This window comes from Enterobacter cloacae complex sp. SHL018, assembly GCF_049237905.1.
Classification (GTDB): domain Bacteria; phylum Pseudomonadota; class Gammaproteobacteria; order Enterobacterales; family Enterobacteriaceae; genus Enterobacter; species Enterobacter hormaechei_C.
In genome coordinates this window covers 1,854,662-1,866,451 of record NZ_JBMKJE010000001.1, presented here as the reverse complement: position 1 = coordinate 1,866,451, position 11,790 = coordinate 1,854,662, and the positions used below count along the sequence as shown (strand labels likewise).

Below are 11,790 nucleotides of genomic sequence, written 5' to 3'. Positions count from 1 at the left end.
CAACTAACGCAGGGCTGTTTATCGTGAATTCACTCTATACCGCTGAAGGTGTAATGGATAAACACTCGCTGTGGCAGCGTTATGTTCCGCTGGTGCGTCACGAAGCATTGCGCCTCCAGGTGCGTTTGCCGGCGAGCGTGGAACTGGACGATCTGCTACAGGCGGGCGGTATCGGGTTATTGAATGCAGTTGACCGGTACGACGCTCTGCAAGGAACGGCATTTACGACTTACGCAGTGCAGCGTATTCGTGGTGCGATGCTGGACGAGCTGCGCAGCCGCGACTGGGTGCCGCGCAGCGTTCGCCGCAACGCGCGCGAAGTGGCGCATGCGATGGGGCAGCTGGAACAGGAACTGGGGCGCAACGCGACGGAAACCGAAGTAGCGGAGCGTCTGGGCATTCCTGTTGAAGAGTATCGCCAGATGTTGCTCGATACCAATAACAGCCAACTCTTCTCTTATGATGAGTGGCGCGAAGAGCATGGCGATAGCATCGAGCTGGTGACCGATGAACACCAGCAAGAAAACCCGTTACACCATTTACTGGAAGGGAATTTACGCCAGCGCGTGATGGAAGCGATCGAAGCTTTACCGGAACGTGAGCAACTGGTGTTAACCCTCTATTACCAGGAAGAGCTCAATCTCAAAGAGATTGGCGCTGTGCTGGAGGTGGGCGAGTCACGGGTGAGCCAGCTGCACAGCCAGGCCATTAAACGCCTGCGCACAAAACTGGGTAAGTTATAGGTGAGTTATTCGCCTTGGAAATGCCGCACAACGTATTGACAACCAGGAGTTATCATGACGGTGCAGCAATCTAAAAGACGGCCTTTAAGCCGCTACCTGAAAGACTTTAAACACAGCCAGACGCATTGCGCCCACTGTAAAAAATTACTCGACCGCATCACGCTGGTTCGTCGCGGTGAAATCGTGAATAAGATTGCGATTTCCCGCCTCGACACGCTGATGGATGAAGCCGCCTGGCTTGAAGAGCAAAAAGAGTGGGTAGCGCTTTGCCGTTTCTGTGGCGATCTCCATTGCAAAGAGCAAAGCGACTTCTTCGATATTATCGGCTTCAAGCAATTCCTGTTTGAACAAACGGAGATGAGTCACGGCACCGTGCGTGAATACGTGGTTCGCCTGCGCCGCCTGGGTCAGCATTTGACCATGCAAAATATCTCCCGCGATCTGCTGACGACCGGATACCTGGATGAAAATCTGGAACCCTGGTTGCCCGCCACCAGTACCAATAATTACCGCATCGCGCTGCGAAAGTACGCGCAATATAAAGTCCAGATGCCGGGCGTCATAAAGCAGAAAGTCCGCGCCGGAACAACTTCTGATATATATTAAAAAAGAATAAGATGTAGCGCAGCCGCCTTTGACGTTGCAGGCGATTTCTCTACACTACTCAAAAATTCCACTGTATCGGGGTACTTATGAAATTAGCACTTCTGGGTCGTCAGGCGCTGATGGGGATGATGGCCGTTGCGCTGGTCGCGGGGATGAGCGTGAAAACGTTCGCGGCAGAGAATCTGCTCAACAAAGTTAAAGAGCGCGGCACGCTGCTGGTTGGGCTGGAAGGAACCTATCCTCCGTTCAGCTTCCAGGGCGACGACGGTAAACTGACCGGTTTTGAAGTGGAGTTTGCGCAGGAGCTGGCAAAACACCTCGGCGTTAAAGCCTCCCTGAAACCCACCAAATGGGACGGGATGCTGGCGTCACTGGATTCCAAACGTATTGACGTGGTGATTAACCAGGTAACCATTTCTGACGAGCGTAAGAAGAAGTATGACTTCTCCACGCCGTACACCGTGTCCGGTATTCAGGCGCTGGTGAAGAAAGGTAACGAAGGCAGTATCAAATCCGCAGCGGATCTGAAAGGTAAGAAAGTCGGCGTCGGTCTGGGCACCAACTACGAAGAGTGGCTGCGCCAGAACGTGCAGGGCGTGGACATCCGTACCTACGATGATGACCCGACGAAATACCAGGATCTGCGCGTAGGCCGTATTGACGCCATTCTGGTTGACCGCCTGGCAGCGCTGGATCTGGTGAAGAAAACCAACAATACCCTGGCTGTCGCGGGTGATGCGTTCTCCCGTCAGGAGTCCGGCGTGGCGGTGCGTAAAGGTAACGAGGATCTGCTGAAAGCCATCGACGGCGCCATTGCTGAGATGCAGAAAGACGGCAGCCTGAAGGCGCTTTCTGAGAAGTGGTTCGGCGCAGACGTGACGAAATAAGTCTCTGACTGACAAAAAAAGGCGCTTTTAAAAGCGCCTTTTTTATTTCTCGCGCGTCTGCGTGCATAATGAAATAACAATTGTTTGCGTGACCGGAGGAACCATGTCACTACAGAATTTAACGCGCTTTCCCCGTCTGGAATTTATCGGCGCACCCACGCCGCTGGAGTATCTGCCGCGATTTTCTGACTATCTGGGGCGCGATATATTCATTAAGCGTGACGATGTGACGCCCATGGCGATGGGCGGAAATAAGCTGCGCAAGCTGGAGTTTCTCGCCGCCGATGCTCTGCGTGAGGGGGCGGACACGCTGATCACCGCCGGGGCAATTCAGTCTAACCACGTTCGCCAGACGGCGGCAGTGGCGGCGAAGCTGGGACTCCACTGCGTAGCCCTGCTGGAGAACCCGATCGGGACGCAGGCAGAGAATTACCTGACTAACGGTAACCGTTTGCTGCTGGATCTGTTCAACGTGCAGGTTGAAATGGTCGACGCGTTGACCGACCCGGCTGCACAGCTCGACGAGCTGGCGACGCGTCTGGAAGCGCAGGGTTTTCGTCCGTACGTGATCCCGGTTGGCGGCTCGAATGCGCTGGGTGCCCTCGGCTATGTTGAGAGCGCGCTGGAAATCGCTCAGCAGTGCGAAGGCGCGGTGAGTTTATCCTCGGTGGTGGTGGCGTCCGGCAGTGCGGGGACCCATGCTGGTTTAGCTGTCGGGCTTGAGCAACTGATGCCGGAGGTCGAGCTGATTGGCGTGACGGTTTCCAGAAGCGTTGCGGAACAGAAGCCGAAAGTCGTCACCCTGCAACAGGCGGTGGCTGAACAGCTTGCGCTTCAGGCGAAGGCGGAAATACTGCTGTGGGATGACTATTTCGCGCCGGGCTATGGCACCCCCAATGATGAAGGGATGGAGGCGGTTAAGCTGCTGGCCCGTCTCGAAGGTATTCTGCTTGACCCGGTCTATACCGGCAAGGCAATGGCGGGCCTGATCGACGGCATCGCCCGCAAGCGCTTTAAGGATGAAGGACCCATTTTGTTTGTTCATACTGGCGGGGCGCCTGCGCTGTTTGCCTATCATCCTCATGTCTAAAAATCAGGTAGAAAAATAATAATGCAAGAAAGTATTCAACTGGTTATTGATTCGCTGCCGTTCTTGCTTAAGGGCGCGGTGTTTACTTTACAGCTCAGTATCGGCGGGATGTTCTTCGGGCTGGTGCTCGGGTTTGTGCTGGCACTGATGCGCATGTCGAACATCTGGCCGGTGCGGTGGCTGGCGCGGTTTTACATCTCCGTGTTCCGCGGAACGCCGCTTATCGCCCAGCTGTTTATGATTTACTACGGGCTGCCACAGTTTGGTATTGAGCTGGATCCGATCCCGGCGGCGATGATTGGCCTGTCGCTGAATACCGCGGCGTACACCTCTGAAACGCTGCGTGCGGCGATCTCCTCCATCGATAAAGGACAGTGGGAAGCGGCGGCCAGTATCGGGATGACCCCGTGGCAGACGCTGCGCCGGGCGATCCTGCCCCAGGCGGCGCGCGTGGCGCTGCCGCCGCTGAGCAACAGCTTTATCAGCCTGGTGAAAGACACCTCGCTTGCGGCGACCATTCAGGTGCCGGAGCTGTTCCGTCAGGCGCAGCTGATCACCTCGCGCACGCTGGAAGTGTTTACCATGTATCTGGCGGCCTCGCTGATTTACTGGGTGATGGCGACGGTACTGTCCGCTCTGCAAAACTATTTTGAAAACCAGCTTAACCGCCAGGAGCGTGATCCAAAATGAGTGCAATTGACGTCAAAAACCTGGTGAAAAAATTCCATGGACAAACGGTGCTGCATGGCATTGATCTTGAGGTTGAGCAGGGCGAAGTGGTAGCAATTATCGGCCCGAGCGGGTCAGGCAAAACCACGCTGCTGCGCAGCATCAATTTACTGGAGCAGCCCGAAGGCGGGACGATCCGCGTGGGTGATATCACCATTGATACCGGGAAACCCATCAGCCAGCAAAAAGGGCTGATTCGCCGCCTGCGCCAGCATGTCGGCTTCGTGTTCCAGAGCTTTAATCTCTTTCCGCACCGCACGGTGCTGGAAAACATTATTGAAGGGCCGGTCATCGTCAAGGGGGAACCTAAGGAAGACGCGACGGTCCGCGCCCGCGAGCTGCTGGCGAAGGTTGGGCTGGCAGGGAAGGAGACGAGCTATCCGCGTCGCTTATCTGGCGGGCAGCAGCAGCGTGTCGCCATTGCGCGCGCGCTGGCGATGCGCCCGGATGTGATCCTGTTTGACGAACCCACATCCGCGCTCGATCCTGAGCTGGTCGGGGAAGTACTGAACACGATCCGACAGCTGGCGCAGGAGAAACGCACGATGGTGATTGTGACGCATGAAATGAGCTTCGCTCGCGACGTTGCCGATCGGGCTATTTTCATGGATCAGGGGAGAATAGTTGAGCAGGGGCCGGCTAAAGCGCTGTTTGCCAATCCGCAGCAGCCCCGTACCCGTCAGTTCCTTGAAAAATTCTTAATGCAGTAGCATTTTAGCGTTCAATTTGCTCCAGATGCCGCTTCTGGAGCAAATTATCCTCCCTTAAACTCCGTTCTGTTGCTTTTTTATTCCGACTGATGTGGATAAGCCATCGCCAAATTAAAGATAATCTGCCTGTGGCCGATATTTTATATAAATAATCATGCTTTATGTGTTAGGTTATATTCACCATAATAATGATTATCTTTATCAGAGGCTTCATTCAGTAAGTATGAGGGATATAGACTTTTTCACCTGGCGACGGGAATGCTTCCTCCGGTTTCAGGAAATGACCTGTGCCGAAGAGGTATATCAGGAACTTCAGCGACAAACGCAGGCGCTTGAATTCGATTATTATGCGCTTTGTGTTCGACACCCTGTGCCATTTACCCGCCCGCGAACATCCGTCCATTCCAGTTATCCGCAACAATGGATGGCGCAATATCAGTCCGAGAATTATTTCGCCATTGACCCGGTGCTGAAGCCGGAGAATTTCATTCAGGGACATTTGCCCTGGACGGATGAATTATTCACGGATGCCCAGCAATTATGGGACGGCGCGCGGGACCACGGTTTACGCAAGGGAATAACGCAGTGTCTGATGATGCCAAATCATGCGCTCGGTTTCCTCTCCGTGTCATGTACCAGCTTACAGGCACACTCGATATCCAGTGAAGAAGTTGAGCTGCGTTTACAAATGCTCGTCCAGATGGCGCTCACCACACTGTTGCGCTTTGAACATGAGACGGTGATGCCGCCTGAAATGAAATTCAGCAAGCGTGAGCGGGAAATTCTGAAGTGGACCGCAGAAGGGAAGACGTCGGCAGAAATCGCCATCATTCTCTCCATCTCGGAAAATACCGTCAATTTCCATCAAAAGAATATGCAGAAGAAATTCAACGCACCGAATAAGATCCAGATAGCGTGTTATGCCGCGGCGACGGGGCTTATCTGACTGATATCACGTTCTGCGTGTCAGACGAGAAAACGGCTGAATGCTTTGCATCCAGCCGTTTTTGTTACTGGCGGTAGGCTTGTTTAATTTGCTTAACCGTATTGGCAAAAACAGCGGATTCCGCCTGGTCTTCCATCTGCGCGATCTGTTTTTCCATTTTAATGATCACACGACCAGCATCAGCCTGGCCCATCGCTTGTAGCATAAGCGTCAGCAGCGACTTCAGGCAGTTTACTTCCTGTGCCAGTTCCTGGTTATTCTCGGCAGTGGCAAATTCAGGTGTGCTCATTTATTTTCCTCATTATAAAACAGCGCATGAGCGCGACGATGAAAGTTAAGGCGGCGGAGTATACCACAAGCTACGGCAAAAAATGCAGTGGTTGTTTTTTATACTTATCGCGCAGTGATTATTGGGCGGCGCGGATTATGAAGGTACCCTGTCCAATATGTTAGCGACAATTAAATGTTTATCCCCGGTTCGCCATTCGTTAATTGTTGTTACAAAAAATCGCGCGCTCTTTTTCGTTTGAGTTAACAACTGTTTTAGTAACTTTTCGAATGTCGATGCTAAAAAATAGCGGTAAAAGCCCGGCGGGCAAGGGTTTTCTTTCCACTTACTGTACAGCTTAATTTCCAAAAACGAGACCAGAATCGAATAGCCGATTTTTTAGCGTTTTAATCTTGCATGGAAAACCGTTAATATAAACCCAATTAGCAGTCAGTAGCGTTATCCCTATTCTGGAGACATTTCCTTTGATCAACGTCCTTCTTGTTGATGACCACGAACTGGTGCGCGCAGGGATACGACGCATTCTTGAAGATATAAAGGGTATTAAAGTTGCCGGCGAGGCGTGCTGTGGCGAAGATGCCGTTAAATGGTGTCGCGCTAACTCCGCAGACGTGGTGCTGATGGATATGAACATGCCCGGTATTGGCGGGCTTGAAGCCACGCGCAAAATCGCGCGCATGTTCGTTGATACCAAAGTTATCATGCTGACCGTCCATACCGAAAATCCGCTGCCTGCCAGGGTTATGCAGGCGGGTGCTGCCGGGTATCTCAGTAAAGGCGCCGCGCCGCAGGAAGTTGTCAATGCGATCCGCACCGTACACGCCGGGCAGCGCTACATCGCTTCTGATATTGCTCAACAGATGGCTCTGAGTCAGATTGAACCGGAAAAAACGGAATCTCCGTTTGCCAGTTTGTCTGAGCGCGAATTGCAGATTATGCTGATGATCACTAAAGGTCAGAAGGTGAATGAGATCTCAGAGCAGCTGAATCTCAGCCCGAAAACGGTCAACAGCTATCGCTATCGAATGTTCAGTAAACTGAACATTCACGGTGATGTCGAACTGACTCACCTGGCCATTCGCCATGGTTTGTGCAATGCGGAGTCGTTAATAAGTCAGTGAGTGAAGCGTTCGATTCAAAAGCATTTCTGAAAACCGTCACCAGCCAGCCAGGCGTCTACCGTATGTACGATGCTGGCGGTACGGTTATCTATGTCGGTAAGGCGAAAGATCTGAAGAAACGCCTTTCCAGCTATTTCCGCAGCAACCTTGCCTCCCGTAAAACCGAAGCGCTGGTCGCACTTATACACAACATTGATGTCACCGTAACGCATACGGAAACGGAAGCGCTGCTCCTTGAGCACAACTACATTAAGTTGTATCAGCCGCGCTACAACGTTCTGCTGCGCGATGACAAATCCTATCCGTTTATCTTCCTGAGCGGCGACACGCACCCGCGGCTGGCGATGCATCGTGGCGCTAAGCATGCGAAAGGTGAATATTTCGGCCCGTTCCCGAACGGTTATGCCGTGCGGGAAACGCTGGCGCTTTTGCAAAAAATCTTTCCTGTTCGCCAGTGCGAAAATAGCGTTTATCGCAACCGCTCCCGGCCATGCCTGCAATATCAGATTGGCCGCTGCCTGGGGCCGTGCGTTGAAGGGCTGGTGAGCGAAGAAGAGTACGCGCAGCAGGTGGAATATGTCCGCCTGTTTTTAGCCGGGAAAGACGATCAGGTGCTGACGCAACTGATTGCCCGTATGGAAAAAGCCAGCGCGGCGCTGGAATTTGAGGAGGCCGCACGCATCCGCGACCAGATTCAGGCGGTGCGCAGGGTGACCGAGAAGCAGTTTGTTTCCAATACGGGCGACGACCTCGATGTTATCGGCGTAGCCTTTGACGCCGGTCTGGCCTGCGTTCATGTGCTTTTTATTCGTCAGGGCAAAGTGCTCGGCAGCCGCAGCTACTTCCCGAAAGTGCCGGGCGGCACTGAGCTGGGTGAAGTGGTGGAGACCTTCGTCGGCCAGTTTTATTTGCAGGGCAGCCAGATGCGTACGCTGCCCTCGGAGATCCTGCTCGACTTCACGCTCGATGATAAAACCCTGCTGGCGGAGTCGCTTTCAGAGCTCGCAGGCCGCCGGGTGAATGTTCAGACGAAACCGCGCGGCGATCGCGCGCGTTATCTGAAGCTGGCGCGAACCAATGCCGCCACGGCGCTGACCACCAAACTGTCCCAGCAGTCGACCGTCAGCCAGCGTTTAACCGCGCTTGCTACGCTGCTTAAGCTGCCGGAAGTGAAACGCATGGAATGCTTCGACATCAGCCATACGATGGGTGAGCAGACCGTGGCGTCGTGTGTGGTCTTTGATGCCAACGGTCCGCTGCGGGCAGAGTATCGTCGCTATAACATCACCGGCATTACGCCCGGTGACGATTATGCCGCCATGAACCAGGTGCTGCGCCGTCGCTATGGTAAAGCGATTGAAGAGAGCAAAATCCCGGACGTTATCCTTATCGACGGCGGGAAAGGGCAGTTGGGGCAGGCGAAGGCGGTATTTGAATCGCTCGACGTGGAGTGGGATAAGAACCATCCGCTGCTGCTAGGGGTAGCGAAAGGGGCAGATCGTAAGGCTGGCCTGGAAACGCTGTTCTTTGAGCCGGAAGGCGAGGGCTTTAGCCTGCCGCCGGATTCCCCTGCGCTGCACGTGATCCAGCATATCCGCGATGAGTCGCACGATCACGCCATCAGTGGGCACCGTAAAAAACGGGCGAAAGTGAAAAATACCAGTACCCTTGAGACGATTGAAGGCGTCGGGCCAAAACGTCGCCAGATGCTGTTGAAGTATATGGGCGGATTGCAAGGATTACTCAACGCCAGTATGGAAGAAATTGCAAAAGTGCCGGGTATTTCGCAAGGGCTGGCAGAAAAGATCTACTACTCGTTGAAACATTGAGGGCTCTGTAGCAACATAGAGCTAAATTTTACTGACAACAGACAGTTACCGTCATCATGCGATTTAATATCCCTACGTTGCTCACTCTCTTTCGCGTTGTGCTCATTCCGTTCTTCGTCCTGGCATTTTACCTGCCGGTCGTCTGGGCGCCTTTTGCCTGTGCGCTTATTTTCCTGATCGCTGCCGTGACGGACTGGTTTGACGGTTATCTGGCGCGTCGCTGGAACCAGAGTACCCGCTTTGGCGCGTTCCTCGATCCGGTTGCGGATAAGGTGATGGTGGCAATCGCGATGGTGCTGGTGGCGGAACATTATCATACCTGGTGGGTAACGCTGCCTGCCGCGACCATGATTGGCCGTGAGATTATTATCTCTGCCCTGCGCGAGTGGATGGCGGAGCTGGGTAAACGCAGCAGCGTGGCGGTGTCCTGGATCGGTAAAGTTAAAACCACCGCACAGATGGCGGCGCTGGTATGGATGCTGTGGCGTCCGAATGCCTGGGTAGAGTGGGCCGGCATTGGTCTGCTGTGGGTTGCGGCGGTGCTGACGCTGTGGTCAATGCTGCAATATTTGAACGCTGCGCGCGGTGATTTGCTTGAACAGTGATCGTTTCGGCTTAATTTTCAGCAAACGATCCTGAGATGCAAAAAATAACGTTGACTCAAAACGTCATATCAGTAGAATGCAACGCATCGAACGGCGGCACAGTTAGCCGGACGACAATGAAATCAAGTGGTTAGGAAGTAGTTAAATAGTTACTTGATGACATGCGGGAATAGCTCAGTTGGTAGAGCACGACCTTGCCAAGGTCGGGGTCGCGAGTTCGAGTCTCGTTTCCCGCTCCAGATTAATGCATCGGCAGCTTGCGGGTGCAGGTCGAAAGACAACAGATTTAAGGCGCGTTAGCAAAGCGGTTATGTAGCGGATTGCAAATCCGTCTAGTCCGGTTCGACTCCGGAACGCGCCTCCACTTTCTTCCCTGGCCGGATGGTGGAATCGGTAGACACAAGGGATTTAAAATCCCTCGGCGTTCGCGCTGTGTGGGTTCAAGTCCCACTCCGGCTACCATGGGGAAAATAGAATAAAATCAATGATAAGCAGTGTCGTATAAACCACCGAAAGGTGGTTTTTTATTGCCTGAAATTTGCTTTTCCGAAGATGCGTCCGAAGATGATTTTTCCGCGAACGCATACCCAATCAGTTTTTCTGCCCGCCCACTACTGGTACCACTTTTACTTTCCTGTCATAAATTGCCGTTTGTCGCGAGTTCTTATGGCCGGAAATTGCCTGTTTCTCTTCAAGGCTACCTTCCAGGTCTGAAATGCCTTTTGCTTTCAGATCGTGGAAAGTGAAATCAATCGACAGGTGAGGGTACTTTGCCTGGGCTGCGAGTTTTGCCTCTCGCCAGCGGGAGTTAAAACCATCACGGGTATATTTGCTTCCACTGGGTTGATGGATTAGGAACAAACTTCTTATGCCTGGTTTAAGTGGTAACGCGCGTGCCAGCGAAACCGCTGCGCGTAAACGAGGTGTCCACGCTTTGATCTGCTTCACGCCAGTTTTACCCTGGCAGATAAATATCCCCATATCGCTGATCTGCTCTTCACTTAAAGACAGGACATCGCTTTGCCTGGCAACGCATAAATAAGCGATCTCCATTGCTGCACGGACCACATCAGCCCCAACCTCATATACAGCATTGTATTCTTCATCCGTTACGTAGCGCTCACGTGATACTTCCTTAAATTGCTTTACCCCCTGGCATGGATTTCTTTCCACATGCCCACGTTCATAACCCCAACGAAATACCCGCGAAAGGAAACTCTTTTCCCTGTTTGCCTGCGTTCGGCTGGAAATACCACGCTGATCCATATAACGCCGAATGTGCTCGGGTTTTATTTTGTTTGGGTCTGTTTTGCCAAAAACCGGTAATACCTTACACGAATATTTCGTGTAATCCTTCCTGGTCTCCGGTGACAAATCCATAAAGTCAGGGGAGGCCATAAACATATCGGCAAGGTTTTGGAAGGTATTTTTCCTAACTTCTTCGCCCACTGCTTTTTCGTATGCCAACCAGACAGCTGCCTGTGTTTCTTCAAGGGAACACAGGCGTACGGCTTTATTATCTTTGGTCCGAAACTCATAGGCAGCTTTGCCGCGATATACTCGCGGTGGCATCCAGTTATCGGCGGGGTTTTTACGCTTTCCGGCCATCAAATACGGCTCCGAAATTTGGTTCTTCATCCTCGCGCACCGGGGAGGTTTCCTGGTTGCGGTATTTTATGGGGTTCATGAAATGCCCCCATGTTGTTTTAGGGTGGCCGTCAGCTCTTTCCATAAAGAATATCCCGGCTCGACGCAGGGCATCACACTGTTTTGATTTAAGTGGCGTCCCCGTCAGTTCTATCATCTCTTCTCTGGTGATGATGTCGTGATCGTGTCTCATGGTCTTTCCTCAGCATGCGGTATATCGCATCGTCAGCGTCACTACATGCGCGTTCTATGTCTGACCTGGTCAGAGTCTTCTTTCGTACACTCGCTGATAATTTTCCGATCTTGGTATCAAAGTCTGAGAGCAAAATTGCCCCGGGTTGCCAGTGCAGCATTGCGGCCTCCATTGAGTTGTTGAGGCCACAATGCTATCGGCAGAGAGGGATTAATTCTGATTACGCTTAATCAGGTTATCTTTCAGGAACGCGCCTTTCTCTCGTGTAACCTTGACGTTCTCCGGAAGATGTAACCCCAGCTCACTGCGGCTACGCGCTTCGATGATCCCGTTTGTTCCATCCGGAAACACCACGTGTACCGCATCACCCCTTTTTAGAGTCAGTTTCAGCATAA

The 11,790-nt window shown here is 52.7% G+C and carries 15 protein-coding genes and 3 tRNA genes; 13 read left to right on the top strand and 5 right to left on the bottom strand.

What is annotated here, in order from left to right:
* Positions 1 to 23: 23 nt before the first annotated feature.
* From ACOTY5_RS09060 to sdiA, 7 genes are all read left to right on the top strand, one after another.
* Positions 24 to 743 (top strand): RNA polymerase sigma factor FliA, encoded by a 720-nt coding sequence (locus ACOTY5_RS09060; RefSeq protein WP_003859623.1) that lies wholly within the window; start codon positions 24 to 26, stop codon positions 741 to 743.
* Between the two features lie 54 nt (positions 744 to 797).
* Positions 798 to 1,349, top strand: coding sequence for a flagella biosynthesis regulatory protein FliZ (gene fliZ, locus ACOTY5_RS09055; RefSeq protein WP_015570235.1), 552 nt, complete (start codon positions 798 to 800; stop codon positions 1,347 to 1,349).
* An 86-nt stretch (positions 1,350 to 1,435) separates the two neighbouring features.
* The gene (gene tcyJ / locus ACOTY5_RS09050; RefSeq protein WP_003859627.1) at positions 1,436 to 2,236 is read left to right on the top strand and encodes a cystine ABC transporter substrate-binding protein; all 801 of its coding nucleotides are present in this window, start codon (positions 1,436 to 1,438) and stop codon (positions 2,234 to 2,236) included.
* Positions 2,237 to 2,339: 103 nt separating this feature from the next.
* The gene (gene dcyD, locus ACOTY5_RS09045) at positions 2,340 to 3,326 is read left to right on the top strand and encodes a D-cysteine desulfhydrase (RefSeq protein ID WP_017384480.1); all 987 of its coding nucleotides are present in this window, start codon (positions 2,340 to 2,342) and stop codon (positions 3,324 to 3,326) included.
* A gap of 21 nt (positions 3,327 to 3,347) precedes the next feature.
* Positions 3,348 to 4,016, top strand: a complete 669-nt coding sequence (gene tcyL, locus ACOTY5_RS09040) for a cystine ABC transporter permease (RefSeq protein ID WP_003859632.1) — start codon at positions 3,348 to 3,350, stop codon at positions 4,014 to 4,016.
* On the top strand, positions 4,013 to 4,765 hold the full coding sequence (tcyN, locus tag ACOTY5_RS09035; protein WP_003859634.1) for an L-cystine ABC transporter ATP-binding protein TcyN: 753 nt from the start codon (positions 4,013 to 4,015) through the stop codon (positions 4,763 to 4,765). Before tcyL ends, tcyN begins: the two co-directional genes overlap by 4 nt.
* Positions 4,766 to 4,988: 223 nt before the next feature.
* The gene (gene sdiA / locus ACOTY5_RS09030) at positions 4,989 to 5,711 is read left to right on the top strand and encodes a transcriptional regulator SdiA (protein WP_017384479.1); all 723 of its coding nucleotides are present in this window, start codon (positions 4,989 to 4,991) and stop codon (positions 5,709 to 5,711) included.
* Between the two features lie 64 nt (positions 5,712 to 5,775).
* Here the strand turns inward: sdiA and ACOTY5_RS09025 are convergent, their stop codons facing one another.
* The gene (locus tag ACOTY5_RS09025; RefSeq protein WP_003859644.1) at positions 5,776 to 6,000 is read right to left on the bottom strand and encodes a DUF2594 family protein; all 225 of its coding nucleotides are present in this window, start codon (positions 5,998 to 6,000) and stop codon (positions 5,776 to 5,778) included.
* Complete coding sequence (locus ACOTY5_RS09020) at positions 5,987 to 6,067, bottom strand: hypothetical protein (RefSeq protein ID WP_418235935.1); 81 nt, start codon at positions 6,065 to 6,067, stop codon at positions 5,987 to 5,989. The genes ACOTY5_RS09025 and ACOTY5_RS09020 overlap by 14 nt, the downstream gene beginning before the upstream one ends.
* A 397-nt stretch (positions 6,068 to 6,464) precedes the next feature.
* On the opposite strand from ACOTY5_RS09020, the gene uvrY reads away from it, so the two are divergent.
* From uvrY to ACOTY5_RS08990, 6 genes are all read left to right on the top strand, one after another.
* A complete protein-coding gene (uvrY, locus tag ACOTY5_RS09015; RefSeq protein WP_017384478.1) occupies positions 6,465 to 7,121 on the top strand; it encodes a UvrY/SirA/GacA family response regulator transcription factor in 657 nt (218 codons plus the stop codon).
* Positions 7,118 to 8,950, top strand: a complete 1,833-nt coding sequence (gene uvrC / locus ACOTY5_RS09010; RefSeq protein ID WP_017384477.1) for an excinuclease ABC subunit UvrC — start codon at positions 7,118 to 7,120, stop codon at positions 8,948 to 8,950. The genes uvrY and uvrC overlap by 4 nt, the downstream gene beginning before the upstream one ends.
* A gap of 56 nt (positions 8,951 to 9,006) precedes the next feature.
* Positions 9,007 to 9,555, top strand: a complete 549-nt coding sequence (gene pgsA / locus ACOTY5_RS09005) for a CDP-diacylglycerol--glycerol-3-phosphate 3-phosphatidyltransferase (RefSeq protein ID WP_003859652.1) — start codon at positions 9,007 to 9,009, stop codon at positions 9,553 to 9,555.
* A 163-nt stretch (positions 9,556 to 9,718) separates the two neighbouring features.
* Positions 9,719 to 9,794: transfer RNA gene (locus ACOTY5_RS09000), tRNA-Gly, on the top strand.
* 51 nt (positions 9,795 to 9,845) lie between these two features.
* A tRNA-Cys gene (locus ACOTY5_RS08995) sits at positions 9,846 to 9,919 on the top strand.
* 11 nt (positions 9,920 to 9,930) lie between these two features.
* Positions 9,931 to 10,017 (top strand) — tRNA-Leu (locus ACOTY5_RS08990).
* Between the two features lie 129 nt (positions 10,018 to 10,146).
* Here the strand turns inward: ACOTY5_RS08990 and ACOTY5_RS08985 are convergent.
* The 3 genes from ACOTY5_RS08985 to ACOTY5_RS08975 form a co-directional block, all read right to left on the bottom strand.
* Positions 10,147 to 11,163, bottom strand: coding sequence for a tyrosine-type recombinase/integrase (locus ACOTY5_RS08985; RefSeq protein WP_126497493.1), 1,017 nt, complete (start codon positions 11,161 to 11,163; stop codon positions 10,147 to 10,149).
* Positions 11,147 to 11,395 (bottom strand): DUF4224 domain-containing protein, encoded by a 249-nt coding sequence (locus ACOTY5_RS08980; protein WP_017384475.1) that lies wholly within the window; start codon positions 11,393 to 11,395, stop codon positions 11,147 to 11,149. Before ACOTY5_RS08980 ends, ACOTY5_RS08985 begins: the two co-directional genes overlap by 17 nt.
* Positions 11,396 to 11,605: 210 nt before the next feature.
* Positions 11,606 to 11,788, bottom strand: coding sequence for a hypothetical protein (locus ACOTY5_RS08975; RefSeq protein WP_017384474.1), 183 nt, complete (start codon positions 11,786 to 11,788; stop codon positions 11,606 to 11,608).
* Between the last annotated feature and the right edge of the window lie 2 nt (positions 11,789 to 11,790).

Coding starts and splice junctions, on each gene's coding strand:
- fliZ (WP_015570235.1), top strand. CDS start 798: ATGACGGTGCAGCAATCTAAAAGACGGCCTTTAAGCCGCTACCTGAAA.
- tcyJ (WP_003859627.1), top strand. CDS start 1,436: ATGAAATTAGCACTTCTGGGTCGTCAGGCGCTGATGGGGATGATGGCC.
- dcyD (WP_017384480.1), top strand. CDS start 2,340: ATGTCACTACAGAATTTAACGCGCTTTCCCCGTCTGGAATTTATCGGC.
- tcyL (WP_003859632.1), top strand. CDS start 3,348: ATGCAAGAAAGTATTCAACTGGTTATTGATTCGCTGCCGTTCTTGCTT.
- tcyN (WP_003859634.1), top strand. CDS start 4,013: ATGAGTGCAATTGACGTCAAAAACCTGGTGAAAAAATTCCATGGACAA.
- sdiA (WP_017384479.1), top strand. CDS start 4,989: ATGAGGGATATAGACTTTTTCACCTGGCGACGGGAATGCTTCCTCCGG.
- ACOTY5_RS09025 (WP_003859644.1), bottom strand. CDS start 6,000: ATGAGCACACCTGAATTTGCCACTGCCGAGAATAACCAGGAACTGGCA.
- pgsA (WP_003859652.1), top strand. CDS start 9,007: ATGCGATTTAATATCCCTACGTTGCTCACTCTCTTTCGCGTTGTGCTC.
- ACOTY5_RS08985 (WP_126497493.1), bottom strand. CDS start 11,163: ATGGCCGGAAAGCGTAAAAACCCCGCCGATAACTGGATGCCACCGCGA.
- ACOTY5_RS08980 (WP_017384475.1), bottom strand. CDS start 11,395: ATGAGACACGATCACGACATCATCACCAGAGAAGAGATGATAGAACTG.
- ACOTY5_RS08975 (WP_017384474.1), bottom strand. CDS start 11,788: ATGCTGAAACTGACTCTAAAAAGGGGTGATGCGGTACACGTGGTGTTT.